This is a genomic window from Vibrio sp. TRT 21S02 (assembly GCF_050113675.1).
Taxonomy (GTDB): domain Bacteria; phylum Pseudomonadota; class Gammaproteobacteria; order Enterobacterales; family Vibrionaceae; genus Vibrio.
On sequence record NZ_JBNJOI010000001.1, the window covers coordinates 291,041 to 317,783 of the forward strand.

Annotated in this window: 23 protein-coding genes; 15 read left to right on the top strand and 8 right to left on the bottom strand. The window is 44.4% G+C overall.

What is annotated here, in order from left to right:
• Window positions 1–115: 115 nt before the first annotated feature.
• Window positions 116–2,476 carry a cytochrome c peroxidase gene (locus tag ACQEXU_RS01420; protein WP_427009371.1) on the bottom strand — a complete coding sequence of 787 codons (2,361 nt, stop codon included), beginning with the start codon at window positions 2,474–2,476 and terminating at the stop codon, window positions 116–118.
• A gap of 443 nt (window positions 2,477–2,919) precedes the next feature.
• Here ACQEXU_RS01420 and rplY point away from each other — a divergent pair, with 443 nt between their 5' ends.
• On the top strand, window positions 2,920–3,198 hold the full coding sequence (gene rplY / locus ACQEXU_RS01425; protein ID WP_367986653.1) for a 50S ribosomal protein L25: 279 nt from the start codon (window positions 2,920–2,922) through the stop codon (window positions 3,196–3,198).
• 192 nt (window positions 3,199–3,390) lie between these two features.
• Here rplY and ACQEXU_RS01430 read toward each other — a convergent pair whose 3' ends face one another.
• Both ACQEXU_RS01430 and ACQEXU_RS01435 read right to left on the bottom strand, forming a co-directional pair.
• Window positions 3,391–5,397 carry an HD domain-containing phosphohydrolase gene (locus tag ACQEXU_RS01430; protein WP_427009372.1) on the bottom strand — a complete coding sequence of 669 codons (2,007 nt, stop codon included), beginning with the start codon at window positions 5,395–5,397 and terminating at the stop codon, window positions 3,391–3,393.
• 110 nt (window positions 5,398–5,507) lie between these two features.
• Window positions 5,508–6,320, bottom strand: coding sequence for a nickel-binding protein (locus tag ACQEXU_RS01435; RefSeq protein ID WP_427009373.1), 813 nt, complete (start codon window positions 6,318–6,320; stop codon window positions 5,508–5,510).
• Window positions 6,321–6,624: 304 nt separating this feature from the next.
• Between ACQEXU_RS01435 and ACQEXU_RS01440 the strand changes: the two genes are divergently transcribed.
• Window positions 6,625–9,399: a DUF1565 domain-containing protein gene (locus tag ACQEXU_RS01440; RefSeq protein ID WP_427009374.1), complete on the top strand. Its 2,775-nt coding sequence runs from the start codon at window positions 6,625–6,627 to the stop codon at window positions 9,397–9,399.
• Between the two features lie 117 nt (window positions 9,400–9,516).
• Here ACQEXU_RS01440 and ACQEXU_RS01445 read toward each other — a convergent pair whose 3' ends face one another.
• Complete coding sequence (locus ACQEXU_RS01445; protein WP_427009375.1) at window positions 9,517–10,401, bottom strand: alpha/beta hydrolase; 885 nt, start codon at window positions 10,399–10,401, stop codon at window positions 9,517–9,519.
• 123 nt (window positions 10,402–10,524) lie between these two features.
• Between ACQEXU_RS01445 and ACQEXU_RS01450 the strand changes: the two genes are divergently transcribed.
• The 3 genes from ACQEXU_RS01450 to ACQEXU_RS01460 all read left to right on the top strand — a co-directional run bounded on the left by ACQEXU_RS01450 (window position 10,525) and on the right by ACQEXU_RS01460 (window position 12,793).
• Window positions 10,525–11,406, top strand: a complete 882-nt coding sequence (locus tag ACQEXU_RS01450) for a LysR substrate-binding domain-containing protein (protein WP_427009376.1) — start codon at window positions 10,525–10,527, stop codon at window positions 11,404–11,406.
• Window positions 11,407–11,658: 252 nt separating this feature from the next.
• Window positions 11,659–11,829, top strand: a complete 171-nt coding sequence (locus tag ACQEXU_RS01455) for a hypothetical protein (protein WP_427009377.1) — start codon at window positions 11,659–11,661, stop codon at window positions 11,827–11,829.
• Window positions 11,830–11,956: 127 nt separating this feature from the next.
• Complete coding sequence (locus ACQEXU_RS01460) at window positions 11,957–12,793, top strand: DMT family transporter (RefSeq protein ID WP_427009378.1); 837 nt, start codon at window positions 11,957–11,959, stop codon at window positions 12,791–12,793.
• 50 nt (window positions 12,794–12,843) lie between these two features.
• Here ACQEXU_RS01460 and ACQEXU_RS01465 read toward each other — a convergent pair whose 3' ends face one another.
• Window positions 12,844–14,289, bottom strand: a complete 1,446-nt coding sequence (locus ACQEXU_RS01465) for a mannitol dehydrogenase family protein (RefSeq protein ID WP_427009379.1) — start codon at window positions 14,287–14,289, stop codon at window positions 12,844–12,846.
• A gap of 187 nt (window positions 14,290–14,476) precedes the next feature.
• Here ACQEXU_RS01465 and manD point away from each other — a divergent pair, with 187 nt between their 5' ends.
• The 10 genes from manD (at window position 14,477) to ACQEXU_RS01515 (ending at window position 24,236) form a co-directional block, all read left to right on the top strand.
• Window positions 14,477–15,685, top strand: a complete 1,209-nt coding sequence (gene manD, locus ACQEXU_RS01470; RefSeq protein WP_427009380.1) for a D-mannonate dehydratase ManD — start codon at window positions 14,477–14,479, stop codon at window positions 15,683–15,685.
• Between the two features lie 18 nt (window positions 15,686–15,703).
• Window positions 15,704–16,390 carry a FadR/GntR family transcriptional regulator gene (locus ACQEXU_RS01475; protein ID WP_427009381.1) on the top strand — a complete coding sequence of 229 codons (687 nt, stop codon included), beginning with the start codon at window positions 15,704–15,706 and terminating at the stop codon, window positions 16,388–16,390.
• A gap of 7 nt (window positions 16,391–16,397) precedes the next feature.
• Window positions 16,398–17,411 carry a Zn-dependent oxidoreductase gene (locus tag ACQEXU_RS01480; RefSeq protein WP_427009382.1) on the top strand — a complete coding sequence of 338 codons (1,014 nt, stop codon included), beginning with the start codon at window positions 16,398–16,400 and terminating at the stop codon, window positions 17,409–17,411.
• 38 nt (window positions 17,412–17,449) lie between these two features.
• Window positions 17,450–18,412, top strand: coding sequence for a TRAP transporter substrate-binding protein (locus ACQEXU_RS01485; RefSeq protein ID WP_427009383.1), 963 nt, complete (start codon window positions 17,450–17,452; stop codon window positions 18,410–18,412).
• Window positions 18,413–18,537: 125 nt separating this feature from the next.
• Window positions 18,538–19,125 (top strand): TRAP transporter small permease, encoded by a 588-nt coding sequence (locus ACQEXU_RS01490; RefSeq protein WP_427009384.1) that lies wholly within the window; start codon window positions 18,538–18,540, stop codon window positions 19,123–19,125.
• Window positions 19,125–20,399: a TRAP transporter large permease gene (locus ACQEXU_RS01495; protein WP_367986633.1), complete on the top strand. Its 1,275-nt coding sequence runs from the start codon at window positions 19,125–19,127 to the stop codon at window positions 20,397–20,399. Before ACQEXU_RS01490 ends, ACQEXU_RS01495 begins: the two co-directional genes overlap by 1 nt.
• 16 nt (window positions 20,400–20,415) lie before the next feature.
• Window positions 20,416–21,351 carry a sugar kinase gene (locus tag ACQEXU_RS01500; protein ID WP_427009385.1) on the top strand — a complete coding sequence of 312 codons (936 nt, stop codon included), beginning with the start codon at window positions 20,416–20,418 and terminating at the stop codon, window positions 21,349–21,351.
• Window positions 21,352–21,361: 10 nt separating this feature from the next.
• Window positions 21,362–21,991 (top strand): bifunctional 4-hydroxy-2-oxoglutarate aldolase/2-dehydro-3-deoxy-phosphogluconate aldolase, encoded by a 630-nt coding sequence (locus ACQEXU_RS01505; protein WP_367986631.1) that lies wholly within the window; start codon window positions 21,362–21,364, stop codon window positions 21,989–21,991.
• Window positions 21,992–22,161: 170 nt separating this feature from the next.
• Window positions 22,162–22,893 carry a glycosyltransferase family 2 protein gene (locus tag ACQEXU_RS01510; protein ID WP_427009386.1) on the top strand — a complete coding sequence of 244 codons (732 nt, stop codon included), beginning with the start codon at window positions 22,162–22,164 and terminating at the stop codon, window positions 22,891–22,893.
• 17 nt (window positions 22,894–22,910) lie between these two features.
• Window positions 22,911–24,236, top strand: coding sequence for an LssY C-terminal domain-containing protein (locus tag ACQEXU_RS01515; protein WP_427009387.1), 1,326 nt, complete (start codon window positions 22,911–22,913; stop codon window positions 24,234–24,236).
• 13 nt (window positions 24,237–24,249) lie between these two features.
• Here ACQEXU_RS01515 and ACQEXU_RS01520 read toward each other — a convergent pair whose 3' ends face one another.
• The 3 genes from ACQEXU_RS01520 to ACQEXU_RS01530 are packed head-to-tail and all read right to left on the bottom strand — an operon-like array spanning window position 24,250 to window position 26,662.
• Window positions 24,250–25,605 (bottom strand): ATP-binding protein, encoded by a 1,356-nt coding sequence (locus ACQEXU_RS01520; protein ID WP_427009388.1) that lies wholly within the window; start codon window positions 25,603–25,605, stop codon window positions 24,250–24,252.
• Window positions 25,595–26,254: a response regulator transcription factor gene (locus tag ACQEXU_RS01525; RefSeq protein WP_367986627.1), complete on the bottom strand. Its 660-nt coding sequence runs from the start codon at window positions 26,252–26,254 to the stop codon at window positions 25,595–25,597. Before ACQEXU_RS01525 ends, ACQEXU_RS01520 begins: the two co-directional genes overlap by 11 nt.
• A gap of 9 nt (window positions 26,255–26,263) precedes the next feature.
• Complete coding sequence (locus tag ACQEXU_RS01530; protein ID WP_367986626.1) at window positions 26,264–26,662, bottom strand: PepSY domain-containing protein; 399 nt, start codon at window positions 26,660–26,662, stop codon at window positions 26,264–26,266.
• Window positions 26,663–26,743: the final 81 nt, after the last annotated feature.

Sequence of the window (26,743 nt, forward strand, 5' to 3'; positions counted from 1 at the left end):
CTCAAAACTAAAACAGCCATGATGATCCATGGCTGTTTTCTTTATGGCTTAATATGCCGTTATTGTCTGATAGTCCGTGGCACTTTGTTCTGTATTTTGAGCTCTCTCTACTGAATTAGTGAGCAATGCCCATTTCTTCGGCAGAAGCACTGTCTGTGCGCACATCGCTAGAGACTGCTGACATGAAAGCATTCAGTGCCATTAACTCCTTGTCTGTCATACCCAGACGTTGAATTAAAGGTGACACTTCAGGGAAGTTTTTGTCATATTTTCCAGCGTATTGAGGGAAGTTACCACTGCGATTTCGCGTCATCCCATTGTTATACATCGCTAATAAACCAACGACACGGTCGGCTTTTGGGATCACCGTGGCAAGCTTAAACAAACCAAGGTGTGTAGTTGGGTCAGTGGCTTTGATGTCTCTTAGCATAGGTACACGGAACTTGCCCATGTCTTCAGGGCGATAAGTCACGTTGAAGCGACCTCTGTCTTCAAGGCTACGACCGTAATAAGTTAATCCAATGTTCTCAAATTGCTGGTTACTCATCATTGGGCCGCTGTGACAGTTCATACAACGTGCTTTTGTTCGGTACAAATGCAATCCATGTAGCTGCTCATCATTTAAAGCAGTAGCGTCGCCTTTTAGAAAACGGTCAAAGTCGCTTTCTTTGCTAATGATTGTACGTTCAAACGTGGCAATTGCTTTCGCAATTCGATCTAAAGTGATCACATTATCGCCGAACGCAGCTTCAAACAGTGGGGCGTATTCAGCGGCATCATCCAGCTTCGTTACCAGCTCATTATGAGGAAGTCCCATTTCAATCGGGTTCGCAATTGGATGGAGTGATTGTTCTTCCAAGGATGCGACTCGGCCATCTAGAAACAGCGTTTGATAATAAGCTGTATTAATGATCGTCGGTGTATTGCGTGGTCCTTTCTGCCCGTTAATTCCGACCGCTTGTCTTATCCCATCAGCCCATCCTTTAGCAGGATCGTGACAGCTGGCACAAGAAAGTGAATTATCTTTTGAAAGCCGTGGGTCAAAAAACAGTTTTTTCCCTAACGCAACTTTTTCACTGGAATATGGATTGTCTTGAGGAAAAGGTACCGCTGGCTTTAATCCTAGCTCTTGCCATGCGACACCGTCATCAACCGTAGGAGCGGGCCATTGTGAAGGATCTTGGCTGTAATCGGTTCGCAACTTGGCCATATCCACAGGAGTATCCGTGGCAGGAATATTGAACCACATTTCATAAGGGGTGAAGCTGTGGAGCAATATTTGAGCTTTATCTTCTCTGGTTGCAGGGGAGATTTGAAGTGCTCCAGAGTTGACATTAGCAATCGCAATCTCATGATTTTCATCGACAACCCAAAAATTACTCTGACCGTTTACTGCAGGGAATGTTAGGGGAAAACCAAACTCTGCTTCTTTAAACAACTTACTTAGCTCTTTAACAGTTGGAAGTTTCCAATTGTTTACCTGACATAGGTACGATTGATTGATGGAAGACACTAAGTTTGTGGCTGTGTCAGCATCAATGTCCGCCACAGAATCATTGTTCGAATACCAAAGGCGCGTACCATAGTCACGGCTAGAGACTCGGCGAATATCGTCAACACAGGTCCAAGGCGTTTCCTGATAGCTCAGTGTTTGCGCTTGTATCGGCCATGCGCGTTCATCTAAACGCAGAAAACTGGTTGACTCAGGGTTCTCTGGTTCTTCGATGTTAAACAGATCTCGTTTCGCCTGATGGATCTCATCACTGTTTGTGGCGAAAAACGCACGCTTTACGGCTTCATCTTTCACGAAGTCTGCCATCATGTCATAGCTCGATGGATAGTAGAGCTTGGATGGGTGCTGGTGGATAACCTCCGTCGCGACCATGAGGTCTTGCACATTCTGTTGGTAGGAACCAAGTGCACTATCCGATGTCATTTGCGCAATTTCTTCGTCAGATAAGGCTTGATCGAAGTTCTTATCGGCAAGCGCGTATTCTGCGGTGGACTGTAACGTGATTTGAGCAAGGGGAGTGTCAACTTCATTACTGCGATATACATTGGGCTCTGCCGAGTGAGACATCGCCTTACGCTCAGAGATGGTTTCTAGGGTATCAACATCCTCACTAAGGTATTTATAGGTATCGACACTCATCGCTACGGAAACTTGAAGAGGGGAGTCTAACGCAACTCCGGGTGGGATCTCCGCTTGTATTTCCCCGGCATTGTCAACCGTTCCACTGAGCGTCCAGTTGGTTTGAGGTTGTTGAATGACATAGTCGCTACCAGCAGCTTCGTTGTGATCAACATGTGCGCGAAACAAGAAACTATGTTGGGTTTCGGCTGGTTTTTCTGGTGGGATCACGTCAACAGGTTGAGAAGAGGTGTTGTGATCATGGCAGCCAGAAAGGAGAGCAAGTGAGCTAATTATCACGGCTTGCGTGACAACCACTGAATGTAATTTTATTTTGTTTTTCATAATGCAAATGATAGTGATTACTGTTACGTTTACTTTCGCGGAGGAAGGTAACCATTTCCACGGGGTGCTTCAAATATTTGATATAAGTAATGATGTTTTTCTCATATTTGAACCCGATTAATATTGGGTGGAATGGGCCATGAGGAGAGGGAAATTGAATAAATATGAGGTTGAGAGCTGCGAGGTTATGGGAGAAATTTAACACTGAGTAGGTGGTCTAAAAATAGTCAAAACCGACTCTTTGATTACTTTGTTAGCACAAAGAGTCAAAACACAGTGTTAAAAGAGATTTCCTTTGCCAGTTTCTCTTGTTTTGGAGCTGATTGAATGATAGTATCCGCGCTCGTTTTGACAGTAATAACTTATTACTTGTTGAAACCATACCACATCACAAGGTCGCATTGTGACGTGAAGTTTTTTACTATTTTTTTGAGAGTAATACTATGAAATTTGAAGCAGTAGTACGTACTGAACTAGGTAAAGGTGCGAGCCGCCGCCTACGTCACGCTGGTCAATTCCCTGCTATCGTTTACGGTGGTGAGGCTGCGCCAGTATCAATCGCTCTAAACCACGACAACGTTGTTAACCAAATGGACAAGCCTGAGTTCTACGAAGGTATCGTTCTAGTGATCGACGGCGCTGAAGTAAAAGTTAAGCCACAAGACGTTCAACGTCACGCTTACAAGCCAAAAGTTGAGCACATGGACTTCATCCGTATCTAATTCCCCACCAAGGAATTATTCGGATTTAATCCAAACCTTTTGCATATAAGATAATCGGCTTTACCAACCGAGACATCTAAAAATTCGAAACCCCGATGCTACCAACATCGGGGTTTCACCGTTTTTGAGCCCTCAAAATACTCTCAACGTCCCTTTGGTGCTTATTTTAAGAGTCTAAGCATTCGATGATATTTAGCTATGATCAAGTAGATCAAAATCACACACATGGTGATGGAAATTACCGCACTCATTACAGTCATTTTTGTACTGCTTATTTTTGATTGTGAGATAGGCTTTTGTATCAATAAATAGCTTCACTAAATCACCATTTAGCTGACCTTTTTCAGCCTCATTGAATAGAATCTTAAACGCAATATCGTTGGGAAGTGCGTTTTTGTACGGTCTATCAGAGGCAGTTAGCGCGTCATAGATATCACACACGGTCATAATTTGGGAAGCGAGTGGAATTTGTTGACCCGTTAAGCCTCTTGGATAACCACTACCATCTATTTTTTCATGATGTGCACCAGCAATGTGAGGTATGTCTTGAAGGTCTTGCGTCCAAGGGATCTGTTTTAAGAATGTTTCAGTGTGGATGACGTGAGAGCGTATCTCTTCCATCTCACTCAAGGTCAGGCTCCCTTTAGGAATCGATAATGCGTGTAGCTCATCTTCAGTGATGAGTGGTGCCAGCATACCACGGTCATCAACAGCATGATAAGCATGGATCTGTTGCAGATTATCTGAGACCGACTCTGGCAACACAGCTGGTTCATTGGCTTGTAAAATGTCGAGCCAAAACTGTTCTAGTTGAGAGATTTGTTGTTGAATGTCTTCTAATTTTCTAAGGGTAGAGTGCGAGTTCTGAGCGGGCATTTTACCAAACAACTTAAGTTCGATTTCGGCTCGCTGACGAAGCAAGGTTTGTTGTGTGAGGCGAATACGATATTTAATAATATCCAATTGATGGTCAGTTAGCTTTTTCGCTTTGGTTAACACGGACTCTTTAACACCTACTTTACCAAAATCATGCAGTAGGGCGGCGTACTTTAGTTGGCGCAACTCTTTTTTACTCAGATGCTGATTTTGATACTGCTTAAGGTTTGAGTTGGCTAAGCTGTGGGCTAAAGCAATCGAGAGGTCAGCGACGCGGAACGAGTGACCACTGGTGGTTGGATCTCGTTGCTCAATGGCAGTAACGGAAGCTTGCACAAAACCTTCAAATAAGCGGTGAATACTTTCAATCAAGCGCCGGTTTTCTATCGCAATTGCAGACTGACTGGCTAATGCGCGCAGCAAGGGGCAAATATCTGGCTCAAAAGGAATGACATTTTCTTTGGTCACCGAGTGGGAAGAGAGTAATACCTCTGCACGCCTAGTGTGATTAATAAACTGCAATACACCAATGATCTCTTGCTGGTGATTGAAGATGGGGATTGCCAATAATGATTGGCAGCGGTATCCAGTCACATGGTCAAAAATAGGGTTGAATTGGTAGGGTTTATCGTGAATATCGTAGACATCAGTAATATTTACTTCATGGCCATGGATAGCCACATACCCAGAGATGCTACTGTCATTAAGTTCAAACCGTTGCTCCTTAAAATCAAACTCAATAGATGCATTCTGAGTGAGTTTGAGTACTAAGTGGCGATTTTGTTTGTCTTGATCATCAAGTAAGAATAGCGAAGCTGCATCACAAATCGCCAGTTTTCTCCCTTCATCTAAAATCCGATTCAACAAGGCGCTCAAACTCTTTTCAGCGGAGAGTGCAATGCCAATCTCAGTAAGCCGAGTCAAGCTAGTACTTTTACTACTTAGCAGCTGCTTAAGTTCTTGCTGCTGAACCTGTTGAGTATGAAGTAGTAGGGCTGACTCGATATGCTTAAGGGTAATTCTTTTGTTAAAGCCACTAGGCACGTATAGGTCCGCTTCAACCTCAAGGTGTTGCTCTGCAAGGATGATGAGAAACTGTTGGTTACGCCATTGATTGATGGTTGATAATGTCAAAGTCTCAATAAGAGTTTGATCTAAGATAAGTAGGGTAGGCGTAAGATTAAGGATTTCGTGCTCACTACTGACTTCGACGCAACGCAAACATCTGCGATTTAACTCACGCGGTATGACGGTTGAAGCAAAGCCGCTACCGTGTGCGATCAGCAGTTTGCCAAGTGCGTTCTTATCATCGGTTAGCTTCATGACAACTCCCATTTGAACTGATGTCGACTCATTCAGTTTGCGCCAATAGACTCTGCCGCATAGAGAGGTTGTGATAAAGGGTTAATGAGAGTAGAGCCTAATTTAACTTGTTAGATGACCTGATAAACCATAGTAGGTTCGTTAAATCCTTTAAATTGCTTTTCACCAAATTCGCGAAACTGGAATTGACCGTTAGAACAACTTTGCCTAACTAAGTCGACCACCAGTATTTGGTCTGATTCAGTAGCATCACAAACCCTTGACGCCATTTGTACTGCGCTTCCAAATAGATCGTTGTTTTCTTCGACAGGTTCACCTGCGCTTAATCCGATACGGACATGCATACTTTGTTCAGGCTTGCTTATGTTGTGTTGATTGAACGCCAACTGAATGTCTTTCGCACATTCAACAGCATTGTCGGCTGAAGTAAAGGAGACCATGAACCCATCGCCAGTATGCTTAATTTCACGCCCATCATGTGCTTTGATGGCATTGCGAGTGATAACGTTGTGAATACGTAACAAGTGCATTGATTTTTGGTCGCCTAACTCGGTCGTCATGGCGGTAGAGCCGGCAAGGTCTGTAAACATGATGATGCGAAACGCACTGTCTATTTCTGTTGATTGGTGCGGCTCAGAGGCGACTGGGTCTTCGATGCGACCCAAAAATAGTTTAACCACATCAGCATCAACGGGAATGATTTCTCCGGGGATATCGCCATGCGCCTCTTGGTGGACTTGTTTTATTACCGATTCACTTTCCGCTTCGACTAAGCAAAAGGTGGTGCCTCGCGTTTCATCAAACCAATATGTGACAAATTTGACGCCATACTTATCTTGAATGTCTAAGTCTTTTTGATGAGCTAATTCAATCGCTTCTCGGGTGGGATTTTCTGAAAAGTGGCGATCCATAAATAGAGGCATACTGAAGAACTCCCGATGCTGACTGTTGAATTAACCATAGCACAAGTAAATACGCTGTGATGAGTTTGCTCGTATTATGCAAAAACCTGTCAAGATTAATAAAATGAGAGCTCAAAACAACTCTTGGTCTTCTTAACGGTTACATATGCGCTGTAATTGTTGTACCACACCGAACAGTGAACCAATATCCCAACTGAAAAATGGGATATTAGAAGCGCCTCGCATGGGTAAACTTTCGTTCGATTTGTTTTGCTGTGTATAACTACTCTTTTTGTTGATTTTATTATCAAAAAAAGGAAGCAGTATGAAGATTAATGCGCTGAGCTCGGCCATTCTGATACTTTTTGTTAGCACTCAAGCGTCTGCCGATGACATCGTGTGGATACCCGGAGAGACGACGGTATCAAATGGTGACGTTGTTATTTATCAAGGGGAGTGTTACCAAGCTCAAAATAACCCCGGTAAGTGGGAAACACCTTCACAACAATCGAGTTGGTTTTGGATTCCAACTACCTGTTCGGGCAATGTTGAAGCACCAACTTGCCCCGAAGGTACGGTATTGGATAATGGCCAATGTGTTGAGCAACCACTGGTTTGCCCAGAAGGTACGACACTTGAAAATGGCGAATGCATTGCTGAGCCACCGATGCAAGACACCTCTGCAACGCCATGGGTCGCAGGAGAAACAAAAGTCTCGAATGGAGAGATTGTTGTGTATCAATCTCAATGCTACGAGGCACAAAACAGCCCGGGAGTTTGGGAAACACCAAGCAATAGTTCTTGGTTTTGGTCAGAAGTGAGTTGTCCGACGTCAGAACCAAGTACACCCGTTACGTGTGATGATGGCTCTGAAGCACCTTCGTTAGACTTATGCTCAACTGAGAGTCTTGCTCACTTATTTGTTAGCCCTTTGGGGAATGACAATAACGAAGGTACACAAGCGGCACCGTTGTTAACGTTGAAAAAGGCCTTAGCAAAAGCTCAACCTGGTAACGTGGTGGAGTTGATGCCGGGTGTGTATCAGTCTGCACAGATCATTGATAAAGTCCGTGGCACGTTAGACAAGCCGGTCACGATTCAGGGTAATGCCGCCACGTTTGATGGCACTGTCGCCATCAATACGCCTTGGGTGCAGCATGCTGGTAATATCTATAAAACACAATTCAACCAAGACATTTGGCAACTGTTTATCGACGACAAAGTGGTGATGTCTGCACGTTGGCCCAATGCACAGTTTGATGACGGTTCTCTTTGGGATATGAAGAAAACTTGGCGTCATCAAGCTCCTGAAAGTACGTTTGGACTGATGATTGATGAGCGTCCTTATCAAAGTATTACCGTCAAATCGAGTGGGAACGAATATGTGCATTTACCAGTAGGGGTTAATGAACAATCACTCGCTGAATCAGGAATCGATGCCACCGGAGCCATTGCCATTATGAACATTGGCTCGTGGTTAAACTGGGCGCAAGTGGTTGATAGCCACGTTGTTGGCTCCAATCAGTTTAGCTACAGTACTGATTTTTCAGGTTCAGGAACTGCAATGAGTAAAGCGGCCAATTCGATGTTGGCTACAGGGACTTTCTGGCAGAATAAGAATGGCAAATATGAAGAGGGTCATTACTACCTTGAAGGAAAACTGGAGCTGCTAGACAGTGAAAATGAATGGTTTTTTGATAAGTCTACCAAAACGGTATACCTGTGGGCACCAAATGGCACAGACCCGAACACACTTAACGTGAAAGGCAAGGTTCAAACCTATGGTCTGACGGTACGTAACTCTGCGCATGTCACTTTTAAAAATATTAACTTTTTTGCCACGGCGTTTACGGTTATCAGCTCAAACAACATCACTTTTGATTATATTGATGCAAAATACTACGCATATTCAAAAAGGATGCTTGGCAGTTTAACACGTCCAGATACCATTAAGTTCATCAACAACAATCCAGAAATTACTCAAACCAACAATATGATCATCAATAGTCATCTAGCCTATACGGATGGCCCAGCATTGGAGATGATCAAAGAAACAGGGAATAGCATTGACAATAACCTGATCCATGACATCGACTATTCCAACCTAGGAACTGGTGGTGAAGGCTCGATTAATATGGCTTCGCAGAGTAAACAGATTGCCTTCACTAACAATACGTTCCACACCGCAGGGAATTCTGAAGGTGTCCGGGTCGGGGCGGAATCTGTTGTGTCAGGCAACCATGTTTATAATACAAGCTTACTCCAGCATGACGGTGCAGCCATCAATGTTGGGGTTTCAGAACAAGCAGGGACAGAGATTGCGTATAACTGGGTCCACGACAGCGACAAAGCGGGTATCCGTTTTGATGGTGTCGAAGGTGCATCAAAGATGGGGCAGGATGGGCAAGTACACCATAATGTGGTGTGGAATACTCAGTTCTCAATCATCAAAGGTGATAGACAAGCAACTTATAACAACACAATGTTCAATAACCAGATTGTTGATCTAATCATATTCAACAAAGAATCGGCTGGTGGTGTGAATCATCAATCAGAAACGTTAAATAACTTGATCGAAACGCTCCAAGGACGCAAATCGGGGACACAAGAACAACTGGTTGTTCCAGGAACCGTCAGCAGCAATATAGAAGTACCCAACCAAGTAGAATCGTATTTGCGTGGAGCAATATGGGGAGATTTCCGACCTATATCGGATCTGTTGATTGATAAAGGAACCGCCAATAGTGTGCTTGCCAACATTACATATCAAGGCGTGGCTCCAGATATTGGCGCTTATGAAGATGGGGAGGCGTATTGGGTGCCGGGTCATGTTACCCAAGTTGCGACTAATCCTGTGCCGTTTAATAACTCCGCTAATGTTGCGACTAGTGTAGAACTGCTGTTCAACATTGATAAAAACTCAAGTTACACTGTTTTGTTTGGGACAGAGCTAGGGGGATTGACGGAGTTAACACCGCAAGAAGGCCGATATTTCGTGACGGCGTTGAACCCAAACACTACTTACTTGTGGAGAGTGGACTCCCAAGCTAACGGTGGAAGCGATGAAGGTACAACATGGCGCTTTACGACTGCACCTTAAATACCGCACTGTAATTAATTAAGACAAAAATGGCTGCCATTTGGCAGCCATGGTATATCTAAAAAGCTCAAAGATCTTCAGCTTAGGTTCCCTTATCTGATAATACTTCCTATGGCTTTAACGGTAGAACTTCACCAATTTCTCAACAGCTTGATCTACATATTCAGGTACATCGTATAGCCCAATGTGGTTTGCTCCTTTGATGTACGTTAACGCTTTAGGTTCGTTAGCCGCATCAAACATCTGTTTGCTTTCATATGCTGAATCCGCCTGTGTTCCAACAATCATTAACAGTGGGGTTGGTGCTATCTGATCTGCGATATCTAAAGCAGAAAAGTTAACGAGACTCTCATATGACCAAGGGAGGAATTTACTTTCATAGAGGCCTTTAGCACCACGATCGGTCATGTAGTATTCATAGAACTCACGGAAGAGGCGAGGCATTTCTGGATCATCAGATTGAGGTGCATGAGGTAGGTAGTCAATTTTCCCTGTCGTTAAGTAACGTTCTCTTGTTTTATTCGCTAGTGCGAGAAGTTCTAAGATACCTTCACGTCCCATAATGCTGTGATAAAACCCTCGATGATCGAAATAAGCGCTTACCGTGGCGAGCGATTTTACGCGTCTATCCGTGGCGACGGTATGTGCCAAATACCCACCACCAGAACAAACACCTAATGCATGAATCTCTTTGACATAGTCGAGCGCTGCCAAAAATGTGATGGCATTTCGGCAGTCTTCCGCTTTATTGAATGGATTTTCATGGAATCTGGGCTCGCCTTCACTTGCTCCAAAAGTAGCATGGTCAAACGTTAGTGCAACAAATCCTTGTTCAGCAAGCTTTTGTGCGTAAATTTGAACCGTTTGCTCTTTTACTCCCGCCTGCGGTGCCGCAATGATCACGGCAGGACGTTTGTCATGAATTTCTTTCGGCTGATGAAGTTCTGCTGCAATTCGGTTGCCATTGCTAAAAAAGAACACATTTGTTTTTAATGCAGTCATTGTGAAATATCTCTTGTTCATAATCATGTAGGTAGTCTGAGGTCTCCCTCTTCACTTTGACTATGATAAGTAGCCATATTAGTGTGATATATACATCCATTACAAAATGACTGTTAACTAAAAATGAACAATATCTCTTGGAGAGGCATTCGCGCATTTATATATGTTGTTGAGCAGGGCAGTTTCACGGCGGCTGCTGATGCTTTAGGAGGGTCAAAAGCCAATATTAGTCAGTTAGTTACCGAATTAGAGAGTGCGTTAGGTGTTCCTTTGTTATATCGCACCACTCGACGATTGCGTTTGACGGATCTTGGCGAAGGCTACTATCAGCGATGCAAAATTGCGATGTCACAACTAGATGCCGCATCTGAATGGGCAACAGAATCGAGAAGCGAATTGAAAGGGCGCATTCGTATGAATTCGGTTGGTGGTCCTATTGGTGAAGATTTGATTGCACCTTTGGTCATGAGCTTTCAAAAGCAGTATCCGGATATAGAGGTTGAGCTGGACTTTTCAAATCAGCGCGTTGACTTAATTGAAGAACAATATGATTTGGTATTACGGGTAGGAACAATGCCCGATTCCACTTTAATTGCGCGTCATTTATGTCACCTAACAACGCACTATGTCGCAAGCCCAGACTTTATCAAGCAATATGGCCCCATAGTGACTCCGGAAGATCTAAGGTCGTGTCCATTGATTCATGGAAGTGTTGAACATTGGATACTAAATAAAGGGGCAGAGCAGCGCATTATTCACACCAATAAAGGGATGAAAACGGCGACAGGAAGGACAATGAGGCAGGCTGCTATTGCTGGCTTAGGTGTGACACGGCTGACAGATGTTTATTGTCATTCTGATATTGAAAACGGCAGACTCGTAGAAGTATTACCTGAATGGAAAGAACAAACGCCTTTGTCGTTAGTTTGTCCACCAACAAAATATCAATTGCAACGCATTCGAACATTAATAGATTGGATTATTGAGCGATTTGAGAAGAAGTAAATGAAGATAAAGCCTATGCATTATTGTTTGGCGGACTGACTATGCGTCTTCTAGATGGTAAGCAAACTAAAATCAATGACATTGTGAAATGGATTCTTGAACTTACTGATGCTAAGTAAAATTAAGTAGTAGGTTCATAAGCGTTGAATGTGTGCATACCAGATAACCGTTTCGAGCCACCGTCATACCATATAACCCTGAGTATATCCGCAAACTATACTTATTAAGGGTGATTGATTTGAGGGTTTGAAAATGGATTTCACCGAGAAACTCAAGCTACGGGGCAAAGCTGAAGAAGATATTTACTTTGCAAAGCTAGATAGGGAACTGATTGAAGCAATGCACGAAAAACAAAAGCGTGAAGAGGAGTTACAACCAGAAGGGGGAAGTGAGTTTCGTGTTCCATCTGGGGCAAATAAATAACCTCTTTTGAAGTGAGTGAGGGTTTAAGTAGAGATTGTAGAGCTGAGTAAGACGCCGTAGACTGCGTTGTGGAAAGCAACCACATAAGAGTGCAGGGAGGTGCCTTATTATTAAAGCCGTATTCTGGATGCTGGGCACACTTGCGTCATTTTGTCTAATGGCTGTAGGAGCAAGAGAACTAAGTGGAGTGGTTGGTACGTTCCAGATTCTGTTTTTCCGCAGCGTGATTGGTTTATTCGTCGTTAGTGTGGTGATTCTTAGCCTTGGTAATTTTGCGCTGTTTAGTTCCCGACGAATGAAACTTCATAGCACCCGCAACATCTTTCACTTTGCCGGGCAATATGGCTGGTTCGTGGGGATTGGTTTATTGCCGCTTGCGGAAGTGTTTGCGCTTGAGTTTACGGTTCCCTTATGGACACTACTTATTGCCTGCATGTTTTTGAATGAAGCGTTAACTAAACGAAAACTGTTGTCCATCGTGATGGGCATTTTGGGCGTGATTATCATTGTTCAACCCGGTGTTGAGGTGATGAATATCGCGTCGTTGATTGTGTTAGGGGCAGCGGTAGCCTATGCCGTTTCTCATGCCTCAACCAAATCACTGGCTTCTACCGAACATCCATTAACGATCTTGTTTTACATGTGTGCTATCCAATTACCCATTGGTTTTAGTTTTGCCATTTTTGATTGGCAGTTTCCTAATCAAACGCAATGGTTGTGGATTGTTGTGATCGGTCTCACCGCCATGTCAGCTCACTACTGCATGACCAAAGCGATGCAGTTTGCGGAAGTCAGCACTGTGGTGACGATGGATTTTCTACGCCTACCTTTGATAGCGGTTGTTGGCGTTCTACTTTACTCAGAACCGTTTGAATTGTCGCTGTTGATCGGTGCTGCTTTGATGTTGGCAGGGAATCTGATTGGTTTATACAAGGGGCGGGCGGCAAAAGTGACTCAATCCTGACTGGACCAGAAATAAGGCCGCTAGATGATGCGGCCTTATTATGTTGTAGTTTATTGCTGCACCAAAAAAGCCACCGCTTTTTTAGCGCCAACACGGTCCAATAATAAAGAGCTTTCAGTAATGGCCTTGATGAAAGAAACATTGGTGCCAATTTCACAAGGAAAGATACTTTGATTGCTTAGCATATGAGTAACACGTGCGTCGACATGAGTGTGTCGATCAAAATCCGCTTTTAACTGTGTGGCCTGAGGATCTCGTACATCAATCACATTACCTTGTTCATCAACGCCACCCACGTATTTTATCCAAGCTGCGATGGCGAGAGCGGTAAAAGGATAAGCTCTATCTGCCTTTAGGTGTTGTTGGACTGATTCCAACAAACGTTGAGGAAGTTTCTGACTGCCATCCATGGCAATCTGCCAAGTTCGATGCTTGATATTTGGGTTGCAATAGCGCTCTATTAAAGAGTGGGCATACGCGCTCAAGTTAACGTTATCAGGCATGTTGAGTGTGACAGCTTGTTCGCTCATCATCAGTCGATAGGCGGCTTGTTTAAATTGTTCGTCTTCCATGCAATCAGCAATGTGCTCGTAGCCAGCTAAATACCCCAAATAGGCTAAGAACGAATGTGACCCATTGAGCATGCGCAACTTCATCTCTTCATAAGGAAGCACATTTTCTACCAATTCTGCGCCGACCAATTCCCATTCTGGTCTACCTGCGGCGAAGTTGTCTTCAATGACCCATTGTCTGAACGGCTCACAGATGATCCCGCAAGGTTCGTGAAAGGCAAGTAAAGTATCAATTTCCTGTTGTGATTCAGGAGTTAGCGCGGGCACAATTCGGTCAACCATGGTTGATGGAAAAGTAACATATTGTTCAATCCATATCGCAAGCTCGGGGTCAACGGTTTGGGCAAAATCGACCACTGCATTACGTGTAATTACCCCATTTTCTGGCATGTTGTCGCAAGATAAGACACTAATAGGAGATAAGTTTCTCCGTTTTCTAAGTTGTAACCCTTTCACAATACAGCCAATTGCTGACTTAGGAGAATTGAAATTGTCTAGGTCAATTCTGATGAAGTCACAAGTGGGATCTAACCGCTTTGTTTGTAGGCTAATCCCATACCCTTTTTCAGTAATGGTAATAGAGACAATACGGGTTGTTGGTGCCGCAATTTGCTCAACGACCGCCTCGCTGCCGTCGAGGGCAATATGCAATGAACCACAAACACTATTCACCGTTTTGATCACTGGAACATTGCTGCCTTTTTCTATCACATGAAACTGATGACCCTGTGCTCTCAGGTTCTTGATAAGCTCTTGGCCCCCAAGCAAATTGATTTCACATATTCCCCAATTAGAGTTGCCAAGTCGTGCCAGTTCGTCGGTATAAAGGGCTTGATGAGCGCGGTGAAATGCGCCAAATCCAATATGGACGATCTGTGGGGTGAGTTTTTCCTTTCTATAAGTTTCTGATTCTGTCGGCTGCATGTTGTGATCTCTTTACCTGTTAGATTGATGACCATTTTGATTTCAAATTTATAAAAATTAGTGATCAAGATCGTTAAAATTGTACAGACCAATTTTTGATTGTTGGTTTTACAATATTGATCACAAAATAAACCACAAGATCGGTATTTAATAGTTTCATCAATTAAATGCTTGGAAACGCCACTCAATGAAAATTACAAATGCGAAGGTCATCGTCTGTTCACCTGGTAGAAACTTTGTCACCTTGAAAATAGAAACAGAATCCGGAATTTATGGCATTGGTGATGCGACAGTTAATGGACGTGAGTTGGTGGTGGCCAAGTATTTGGAAGAGTATGTGATTCCATCACTTATTGGCCGAGATGCTGGACGAATTGAAGATATCTGGCAGTTTTTCTTCAGAGGGTATTACTGGAGAAAGGGCGTAATCGATATGAGCGCCATTGCTGCCGTTGATATGGCACTTTGGGACATTAAAGCCAAAGCTGCTGGTATGCCGTTGTACCAATTACTCGGTGGTAAGAGTCGTGAATATGTGAATGCCTATACTCACGTAAATGGTGAAACGGTAGAAGACGTCTTAAATGGCGTAGAAAAAGCGATAGCGCAAGGTTATCGATACATTCGTATTCAATGTGGTGTGCGTGGACTGGCTAAAACTTACGGTGTGGCGAAGAAGGGTGAAGCGTATGAACCCGCCAGTGCCAGCTTGCCAGAAGAACATGTCTGGAATACCACAAAATACTTCAATTGCGTTGAAGAGGCTTTTAAAGCCGTACGAGAAAAATTTGGTTGGGAGATTGAGTTACTAACGGATGTTCATCACCGCTTAACGCCAATCGAAGCCGCGCGTTTAGGTAAGTTACTTGAACCCTACCAGCTCTTCTGGATGGAAGATGCAACGCCAATTGATAACCAAGAGAGCTTCCGCTTAATACGCGAACACACCACGACTAAATTGGCAGTCGGTGAGGTTACTAGCTCTATTTATGATGTCAAAGATCTCATTACTAACCAATTAATCGACTATATCCGAACCACTATTGTTCATGGTGGTGGCATTACCCATGTTCGTCAGATCGCCCATTTGGCAGCTTTGTACCAGATCAAAACCGGTTTCCACGGTGCGACCGACCTTTCTCCTGTCACGATGGGATGTGCGCTTCATTTAGGTACGGCGATCAATAACTTCGGCATTCAAGAGCACATGGCGCATTGTGAATTGACCGAATCGGTGTTCTCTCATGCCTATCGTTTCGAAAATGGTGCGTTTGAACCGGGAGAAATAGCGGGACATGGAGTAGACATTAACGAGGAGCTTGCCGCACAATATCCATACAAACGAGCGGCTTTACCAGTCAACCGCTTAGAAGATGGAACGCTCTACCCTTGGTAATGAAGAAAGAGGTTAATTGTGTCGGTTAATGAACGCCTGTACATCAAAGTTGCGTCAGATATTTTGGCGAAAATTCAACAAAAAGAAATAGAAGTGGGTACACGAATTCCCCCAGAAAGAAAGCTTTCTGATGAGCTGGGGGTGAGCCGGACGGTCATTCGCGAGGCGATGGTGTATTTAGAGCTTATCGGCGTTGCGGAGATCAAAAAAGGATCGGGCGTCTACGTGGTCAATGATAAGCCGATTCAACTGCCAAGTGATTTGCCAGAAGTAACGCCGTATGAAGTGACGTTTGCGCGTCGCAGTTTGGAATCTCAGTTAGCAGCTTTAGCGGCTGAGCACGCAACAGACAAATTGATCGGCGAGTTAGAAAATTGCTTAGTTTTAATGGAATCTGCGAAATGTTTTTCCACTGCTGAACTTAGAAAAAGTGCTTCTGTGGATGCGGATATGCAATTTCATAAATTGATCGCACAGGCAAGTAACAACCCATTTTTAATTAAGTTTCATGAAGAACTGATGAAGCATCACATGGGTGGAACTATGTGGAACCGACTCAACATCATGGCAGATGAACCCGCAGAGCGAGGCATTTGGACAACTGATCATCGCGTCATATTTGAGGCGATTAAGGCCAGAGACCCGAAAGCGGCGTTTGAGGCGATGGAAAACCATCTAAATAATGTAATCACTGAAATTACATAGGAAAATTATGAAAGCGCTTGTTATCGAGAAACCAAACCAGAGCAACTTCCATCAAAGAGAGCTTCCTCATTGTGGGGCAGACGAAGTTGTCATTAAAGTGGCTTATGCCGGGATATGTGGCTCTGATATGCATATCCTTCACGGAGATAATCCGTTTGTGGTGTATCCGCGTGTCAGTGGACACGAATTTGCTGGTGAGGTAGTAGAAACAGGCGAACAAGTGACCCACTTAGCGAAAGGTGATCAAGTTGCGATTGATCCGGTGATCAACTGCAACGAGTGCCCTCAATGTCGTCGCGGTCGCGCAAACTGTTGTATCAATCTTCAAGTAATAGGTGTGCATCGAGATGGTGGTTTTTGCCACTATCAGGTTGTTCCGGCCAGTAATGCTTATAAAGTTGCTAGCCACATACCGCTGCGCAAAGCCGCCCTTATTGAACCATACACCATTGCCGCAAATGTATTTGAAAGGCTCAATCCCAGCTCAGGTGACTCCATTCTTATTTACGGTTCAGGCGTAATCGGCCTGACCTTAGTTCAGGTTGCGAAAGTCCTTAATATTCCTTCAATTGTGGTGGATTTGGTCGATGAGAAACTCGCTAAAGCCACCCAGTTAGGTGCATCTCATGTGATTAATGCGAGTCGCCAAGATGTCGAACAGGAAGTGTTGAAACTGACCGACGGGCAAGGTGTTCCATTGATTGCTGATGCTGCGTGTATACCATCTTTGTTGCCCCAAATTCTCAAGCTCGCTGCGCCTGCTGGCAGTGTCTGCTTACTGGGCTTTTCGAGTGAACCAAGTGCACTAGCACAAATTGAAGTGATCAAAAAAGAGCTCACCATTGTTGGCTCACGGCTGAATAACAAGATGTTTCCCCGAGTGATATCGTGGTTAGAAGAAGGGAAGCTCAATACAGAAGAAATCATTAGTCATGAGTTTGAATTTGAAAACTTTTCCGAGGCGTTTGCTCAAATAGAACAACGCCCGGAGAGCACGATGAAGGCATTAATTTGCTTCTGAAGAACCTCTTACCCTCTATAACTTAAGAGATTATAACTATGAAATTGATTTCGACTATATCGCTTGTTGCTGCGTCAATACTTTCGGTTTCCACTTTTGCAGCGGATTACACCTTAAAGCTTGGTCATGTAGCAAATGAAGAGCATGTATGGCACAAGGCATTTGAGCAATTTGCTCAAAACGTGGATGAAAAATCGAAAGGTCGCTTGAACATCGAGATTTACCCGAACTCTCAGCTTGGCGCTGAGCGTGATGTGATCAGTGGTATTCAGTTAGGTACCGTTGATATGACCATGAGTGGCGAGACTCTGCAAAACTGGGCGCCTAAGGCGGCATTACTTGCAGTGCCATACGCACTACGAGACAGCGAGCATCTGGCTAAAGTGGCAAATGGTGAAATTGGCCAAAGTATTGAGAAAGAAATCACTGCTCGAACAGGGTTAGTGCCAATTGCTTGGTTTGAGCGTGGCGCGCGTAATTTAACCAGTAACAAACCGGTGAAAACGCCAGAAGATCTTAAAGGGATGACGGTACGTGTGCCGAATGTGCCAATCTTTGTGTCAGTATGGAGCAAACTTGGTGCGAAACCGACACCAATGGCGTTCAGCGAGGTGTTTACTGCGCTGCAACAGGGCACAGTTGATGCACAAGAGAACCCACTTTCATTGATCAAAAGTGCATCGTTTTTTGAAGTACAGAAATACGTCAATAAAACAGAGCATGTCAGAAGTTGGATTTACGTGTTAATCGGTCAGCAGCAACTCAACAAACTCCCTAAAGATCTGCAAGAGATTTTGTTGCAGAGCGCTAAAGACATGCAGAGCTACGAGCAGAAGCTGGCGACAGAAGCGGAAACAAAATTGGTTGGAGAACTGCAAGCTAGCGGCATGACATTTGTCGATGTGGATCAAGACAAGTTCCGTGAAAAAGCCCTACCAGCGGTCAAAGCGAGCCTAAAAGGCGAAGTTTTAGACCTATTTGAGAAAATTCAGAAACTATAATCAATAAAATAAGGGGAGTATTTGCTCCCCTTGTTATTCGTAATAATAAAAACTCTATCTAATTAAATATAAATAATTGTTTGATTTTTAATGGGAAATAGCTAAGCCCTAGCGTAGGGCTATATATGCTAAATTTTGTTTGCTTGTTATTTTATAGGCAGCAATGGAATGGAACAATGAATATAACTGAGCCCGAAAAATTGCCAAATCAATCTCGAGGAATGGGCATTATTGCTTCTCTGAGTATTGGCATTGAAAAGTTTCTGAGTGTCATTTCAGTGACCACGCTGGTTTTATTATGTGGCGTGGTACTGCTACAAATCTTTGCGCGGCTATTTCTGGAAACGCCCCCAGTATGGACGGAAGAGCTTTCGCGCTACTTATTTATTTTTCTGGTTGCTTCTTCGGTTGGTATTGCTTATCGAAGAGGGGAACTTGTTTCTGTCGATCTTTTTTACAATGCGCTTTCTGACAGAGGTGCATTGATATATCGATTTACCTCTGCACTCTTTATTGCCTCCTTTTGTATTATCTTAATTCCTTATGCAATTCAGTTTGCCATGATCGGTAAATTTCAATCATCACCAACCATGTATTTTCCAATGAGTTATGTGTTTTATTGCACGGTTATTATCTTGGGGAATATCGCTTTGTTTGCAACGCTTTCATTTATTAAAGCTTGCCTTGAATTATTGGTTAAGAGGGTCAGCTAATGGAAGTGTGGATCTTATTTCTCGTCTTTTTTGCCTTACTCGCTTTAGGTGTGCCGATTGCGATTACATTAGGGGCTGCGTCATTAACGTATTTGTTTTTGATGGAGATACCCTTCACCGTGGTGCCTCAAAAAATGTATGCCGGCATGGATAGTTTTGTTTTGCTGTGTGTACCGGGATTTATCCTTGCGGGTAACTTGATGAACCGTGGCAACATTACCGAACAAATCATTAATTTAAGCAACGCAATGGTTGGCCATATCCGTGGTGGTTTGGGGCTGGCTAACGTTGCCGGTTCAATGCTGTTTGGTGGTGTTTCTGGAACCGCTGTTGCGGATACCGCAAGCATTGGTGGGGTGATGATCCCGGGAATGTCGAAAGCAGGCTATGACACACCGTTTTCAGCGGCGGTGACTGCTGCGTCTTCGACCATCGGGCCGATTATCCCTCCAAGTGTGCCGATGATCATTGTAGGAACGCTAACGGGTATCTCTGTCGGACAAATGTTTTTAGCTGGCGCTATCCCCGGTGTGTTACTTGGGGTAGGTATGATGATCACGGTTTATATCTTGGCCATCAAACGAAATTATCCTAAAGAGCAAAAGGTTGGCTTTAAGCAACTCTTGGTAGAGATGCGTAAAAGCAGTTGGGCAGTATCACTTACCTTATTGATTCTGGTTGGCATCATCGGTGGTTTCTTTACCCCAACGGAAGCATCAGTGGTTGCGGCTTTCTATGCATTAATCATTGGGTTATATGTTTACCGTGGTTTGAAATGGCGTGACGTTCCACAAGTATTGGTCGCGACAGCCGTCACCAGCTCGTCTTTGTTGATTTTAGTTGGGTTAGCCAATGTGTTTGGCTGGATTTTAACCTCAGAACGCATTCCACAGATGATTGCTGATGCCATTTTAAGCCTCAGTGAAAACAAAATTGTAGTGTTGCTCATCATCAACTTGGTGCTGCTGTTAGTGGGTTCATTTATGGAGACCATTGCGGCGCTAATCATTTTGTTCCCAACCCTGCTTGGGGTTGCGACATCAGTTGGTGTGAATCCGGTGCATTTCGGCATTATTGCTGTATTGAATTTGATGATTGGTTTATCAACACCTCCGGTGGGCGTCTGCCTCTTTGTTGCTTCATCCATCGGTAATATTTCGATGGAGAAAGTCGCCAAAGCCATCATTCCTTTCCTTGTATGTAACATCATTGTGTTGTTGCTTGTCACGTATATTCCGGCATTGTCACTCTGGCTGCCTGGACTATTTTATTGAGCATAGGAGAGCAGCAATGGAGCCGTTTAAAATCGCAATCATTGGTGAGTGTATGGTAGAGCTGCAGCGTCGAGGCGTCAGCCTTAAGCAGAGTTTTGGCGGTGATACGCTAAATACTGCGTTGTACCTTGCAAGGCTTGCTGATACGAAAAAACTGGGTGTGAGTTATGTGACCGCACTGGGTGAAGATCCATTTTCACAGCAAATGCTGCAAGCGTGGCAAGCGGAGGGCGTTGACACACATTTAGTGCTGCGTTTGAAAGATAAAATGCCCGGGCTTTACCACATTGAAACAGATGATAACGGCGAGCGTCGTTTTTTCTATTGGCGGAGCGATTCGACCGCCAAATATATGTTTGAGCAACCTGAGTCGATATATCTGATCGAAGCACTTATGACTTACCATGCCGTTTATTTAAGTGGTATTACACTTGCCATATTGACAAAACAAGGGCGTGATACGCTTTTTGAAGTGCTACAAACCTTTAAGCAGCGTGGCGGTAAGGTATTTTTTGATAACAATTATCGGCCGTTATTATGGGCGTCAAAAGATGAAGCAGAAAAATACCATCGTGAGATACTGAAGCTGACGGATATCGCTTTACTGACTTTTGATGATGAGCAAGCGCTATTTGGTGATGAGAAAGTCGAGCAATGCATCACCAGAGCGAAGCAGCTAGGCGTCGCAGAAGTGGTGGTTAAGCAAGGAGACAAAGCTTGTATCGTGGTGAGTGAAAACGGAATGGATCATATCTCGCCAAACAAAGTGGAGAGTGTCATCGATACGACCGCTGCGGGAGATTCGTTTAGCGCTGGGTATCTTGCTCGGCGGCTTACCGGTGGCAATCCTGCTCAGTCAGCGATAATGGGCCATAAATTAGCGGGTGAAGTAATTCAGCATCGTGGGGCGATTATTCCCAAGTTTGCTACCCCAACTATTGATGAAGTGTAGGGAGATTGTAATGAGTACTTTAGATGAACAACTTGCCCGATTTAAGGTAATCCCAGTAATTGCGATTAATCATATCGAGCATGCCATCCCACTGGGGAAGGCATTGATGGATAACGGCCTTCCTTGCGCTGAAATTACGTTTCGTACGGAATGTGCTGCCGAAGCCATTGCCATCATGCGCCGTGAGTTTCCTGATATGGTTATCGGGGCGGGGACAGTGTTGACGAATGAACAAGTCGATCAAGCCGTGGAAGCCGGAGTGGATTTTATTGTCAGCCCTGGTTTTAACCCAAGAACGGTGCGCTACTGCCTAGAAAAGGGCGTGCCGATCGTTCCTGGGGTAAATAACCCAAGCCTCGTTGAGCAGGCAATGGAGATGGGGCTGCGTACCCTCAAATTTTTCCCGGCAGAGCCTTCTGGCGGTGTTGCCATGCTAAAAGCACTAAGTGCCGTTTATCCGGTTAAGTTCATGCCAACAGGTGGTGTGAGTATCAATAATGTGGCGGATTATTTGTCAATCTCTTCCGTGTTAGCTTGTGGTGGGACTTGGATGGTGCCAAGCCAGTTAATGGAAGAGGGCAATTGGCAAGAGCTCGGACAATTGGTGAGTGATGCCGTACATTTGGCAGAACAACTTTAATTTTCTATGACAGCGCTCCCGCTCACACCTGAGAGGGAGCATCTTATTTTTCCCTTCTGCGTTGCCGTTTCTCACGGCTGAACTGAATCTGAACAGATAACTCAGTCTTAATTAAGCCACACCATTTTATTCTTGTGTTGAATATTAAACATGAGCACAAGGAGTCTATTATGGGACCGTTAAGTATTGTTGTTATTACACTAAATGAAGAAAAACGAATTGGACGATTGCTGGACGATCTAAGCAAGCAAATGTATCGAGATTTTGAGGTTATCTTAGTTGACTCAAATAGTGACGATGCAACCTGCGATATTGCTAAAGCGTATGCTGCGTCACTACCGAAGTTAGTGATCCATAAAATGGAAGAGCGTGGTGTAAGTCTCGGGCGTAATACTGGTGCGACGCTGGCAGAGCATCAGAGATTATTGTTTCTAGATGCGGATGTGCGATTGGCACCTGACTTTCTTTCTCGTTCAATCACTTTGTTGGAAGAGAAGAAGCTGGAAGTTGCTGGCGTTTACATGAGTGCAAAATCACTCCCGTTAAATCACAAGCTGGGTTATGGACTGTTTAATCTCGGCTTTTTCGCCACACAATTTGTTTTCCCTACCGCGGTGGGTGCGTGTTTATTCTCGACACGTCGAGTTCATGATGAAATTGGCGGTTTTGATGAGCAAATCGTGCTGTGTGAAGATTGTGATTACGTTAAACGTGCTTCAAAGACATGGCGTTTTCGTTTTCTGCCCGTCAGCTTTGAATTTGACCCTCGCCGACTAGAGCAAGAAGGTTCACTAAAAATGGGGGCGACCTACCTTAAGGCGAATCTACGTCGAATGTTCTTTGGTGAAATGCGTAATAGCGAAATGGAATATCAGTTCGGCCATTACAAAGAACAGAAATAAGGTAGAAGGGCAATAAGATGGTAGAAGGATTCGGCCTATTTTTCGGCGCATTGTTTGATGCGCTGATTGGCCCCAATTTATTTGTTCCCGGTGAGCCATTCTTCCTTGCAGCGGGCTACCAGCTCTTTCAGGGGATCTGGACAGGTGTCATCGCAGTTGTGCTTGGTGCATGGCTGGGTGATCAACTCAGTTATTTAGCGGGCCGACGATTTGGCTTGAATGGTCAAAAACGTTTAGTGCGTTGGCAACCTAAATTGCGCCGCGTGTTTGCGCGGTGTCGCCTGCTCTTGCACAAGAGAGCGAATTATATTTTGGCCTTTTCTCGTTTATTAGGGCCATTGGCTTGGGTCGTTCCATTTATTGCAGGAAGTTACAAAGTGACATGGTCACGTTTCTCGCTGTTCTCCATGATTGGTCTGATACTTGGTGTGGGGCAGTTTGTGTTGTGGGGTTATCTGCTTGCACTTGGCGTGGGCTCGTTCACATGGTGGGATACCGCATGGGCATTTGCGCAGGAGCATTGGTTATTGCTCGTGAGTGCTGGCGCTTCTCTTCTGTGTTATTGGTATGGCCGACGTAAGCAATGGCGATTCACTTTACTAAAAAGTAGCGCTGTATTTGTACTCGGTGTGGCGTTTGCTAATTACAGTTACTTTTTCTGGTACGCCGATGACAATATAGCGCCGCAGAGCGCGGCTGTGGATGTTTTTAATCGTGATTTAAGCTCGGACCCGAGTCATTTCAAAGTGTATGCCGGGCAAGCGTCATACTTCAATGCACAGCCTATCAATGTCGCGTATGTTGGTGACAATCCTGCTGATTTAATGCGGAGCTTAGGTTGGATTGAAAACAAAACGTTTTCACGAAACGAAATTGAATGGAAAGATTACCTTGCTTTGCTGAAAGCCAGTACGCCACCTGTATCTGACCTATTTTGGCGTGGTGTACCTCAAGAGTCTGCTTACCAGAGACCGGGAGATTTGTTGACGAGAAGCCACATTCGCTGGTGGCAAAGTGGTTTGGATTCAGCGACAGGCGAACGCATTTGGCTCGGTGCGGTCAGCTATGATGATGGCTTAAAGATCACGCCGTACTCTGGCATCGTGACGATTCTGCATAGCATCGATCCGAATGTTGATAAGGAGCGTGATTTGCTTGCTCAGAGCATAACAGGTGATTTGAGAAGTGGCTGGGAAATGGGCTATTACAGTGCCAACTCAGTGGCTGTATTAGATAAAGATCACGACTATTTTTCAGATGGGAGAGTACTCGTGGTAGGGAAATCACTGGCCCAAACACAATTAGCTGCAAATGTTGAGATTGCAGGAATTGAGAGTTATTAGCCAAGCCCAGCGCTTAACGCTGGGCTTTGGTGACCTTCTTAAGTTTTAAAGTTGCTTGTAAGCCCCCCATACTACTGTCACTGAGTGACAGATCACCTCGGTAACTGTGGGCCATTTCACACACAATGTTTAAGCCAAGGCCAGTTCCTGGTGTGGTTTCATCCAGGCGAACACCACGTTGAATGGCATGCTTTCTTTGCTGCTGCGGAATGCCCGGGCCATCGTCACACACATGGATGTTGATAAAGTCATTACCCAGTTCTTCGCTGTACACACGAATAATTGAGCCCGCCCATTTATAGCCGTTTTCCAGTAGGTTCCCGATCATTTCATCAAAATCAGTTGGATCGACAGCGACTTCAAGGTCAGTATCCAGCTCATTAATTAACACCACTTCACGCTGGGCATACACTTTATCAAAGGCCATAGAGATGGTATCGACGCGATCGGATGGGTTTACTTTCACTGAGAGAATATTGGCCGATCCTGCCATACGAGCGCGCCCTAAGTGGTAATCAATTTGGCTCTGGATTTGCTCGACAGGAACAGACAGACGCTGTTTCTCTTCATCACTAAGTGCGGTGATATCATTTTTCAATACCGATAGTGGCGTTTTCAGCGCATGAGATAAGTTTCCTGCGTGCTGACGAGCTCGTTCCAATAACTCTTGATAGTGGAAGAGTAACGCATTGAGATCCGACACCAATGGCGAAACTTCGCTTGGATAATCTTCCTCTAAGCTATCTCGTTTACCTAACCGAAGTTGGGACAGTTCATTGTGCATTTTGTTGAGTGGTCTTAAAGACCAACGCACCTGCAATTCAACAAAGATAAGCACCCCAGCAAACAGCAAACCGAGAATGATCCAAAGTTGGCTCACCAAACTGGTTAACGTGTGTTCGAGCGGGTCTTCATCTAAACCAATAATGATTTCAACGGGGTGTGTAAAATCAGGTAGATAAATGGCTTGGCTGATATAGATCAGTTTTTCATTCTTTGCGCCACGGACAATTTCCTTCAATCCTTTTTGTTCCACTTGGATATCACGGTCCCAAAGTGAACGTGATCGTAGAACCTGATTGTCTGTTGAGGCGGACCAATAAAGGCCACTGTATGGGCGGTTAAATCGTGGGTCTGAGAGTCGACTGTCTAGCGTGAGGCGTCCATTTTTATCCACTTCAATGTTCGCAGTAATCTCATCCATGGATAAGTTCAGCTGGCTTTTGACATCATTGATCAGGTAATCGTTAACTAATCGTGGAATACCAATACCAGCGGCGAGGATCATAGCGCTTAACCATAGAACAGCCGCCAAGAAAAGGCGGCTTTTTAAACTGAGTCGTTTGAATCGAGAGCGGTTAATTTGCATTGAGTTGATACCCTAAACCACGCACTGTCTTGATGATTTTCGGGGCGATTTTCTTACGAATGCGGCCAATAAATACTTCGATAGTATTGGAATCGCGGTCGAAATCTTGTTTATAGATGTGTTCTACCAGTTCGGTTCGGGAAATGACCTTTTCAGGGTTATGCATAAAATAGGCAACGACCTTATATTCCAGAGCCGTCAGGCTAATGGCTTGTCCTTGCCACATCACTTTTGAGCTGCGAGTATCAAGGCTTAAATCGCCAATTTGCATGATAGGAGATGCATTTCCTGAGGCTCGGCGTAGTTGAGCGCGAATGCGGGCAATAAGTTCAACCACTTCAAAGGGCTTAGTCAGATAATCATCGGCACCAGCATTTAAGCCCTCAACGCGCTGGGTTAAGGTCTCGCGAGCGCTGAGTATGATGACCGGAGTATTGATGTTTTCGTCTCGGATACTTTTTAGTACGGTGAGGCCATCGAGTTTTGGTAGGCCTAAATCAAGTACAATGACGTCCCATTCTTCAGAGGTAGCGCGATAGAGTGCGTCGATACCATCCTGCGATAACTCTGGAACCCAGCCTGCTTGCTCCAATGTTTCACAAATTTGTTCCCCTAGGCGAGGGTCATCTTCTACTACGAGTATTTTCATTATTATTCTCTATTTTTTGATTACGTTGCGAAGGTTACGGCCTTTAATTTCGATCATTTCTAACGTGGCAGCATTGTATTCCACTTTAATGACGTTGTTGTCATGCACTAGTTTAAGTTCATAGACCCATTCATCATCGTCTTCATCCAACTCGACCTTAATAAGGCGGCCATTAAGCTCTTGGTCGATGGTAGCGTAGAGTTCAGAAAACGGTTTAATCAAGCCACTTTGCACGGCTTGATACACTTCGTCTTGATCTTCATCGATCTCCACGCGAGTTCCTGATTTATAGGCATCTTGCACCAGCTCGTGACCGTCTGGCTGATGCTGTGGCTCGGCAAACACCGGTGAAGCGATAAGCCCAATGAGTAGCAGAGACACAATACTTTTTACCTTGTTAATCAGCATATTGATACCTTCAGGGGAAAGACACTCTGAGTATAAATGAACGAGAATGAATAGAAAGTGAACGGTGCCTATTAATTGCTA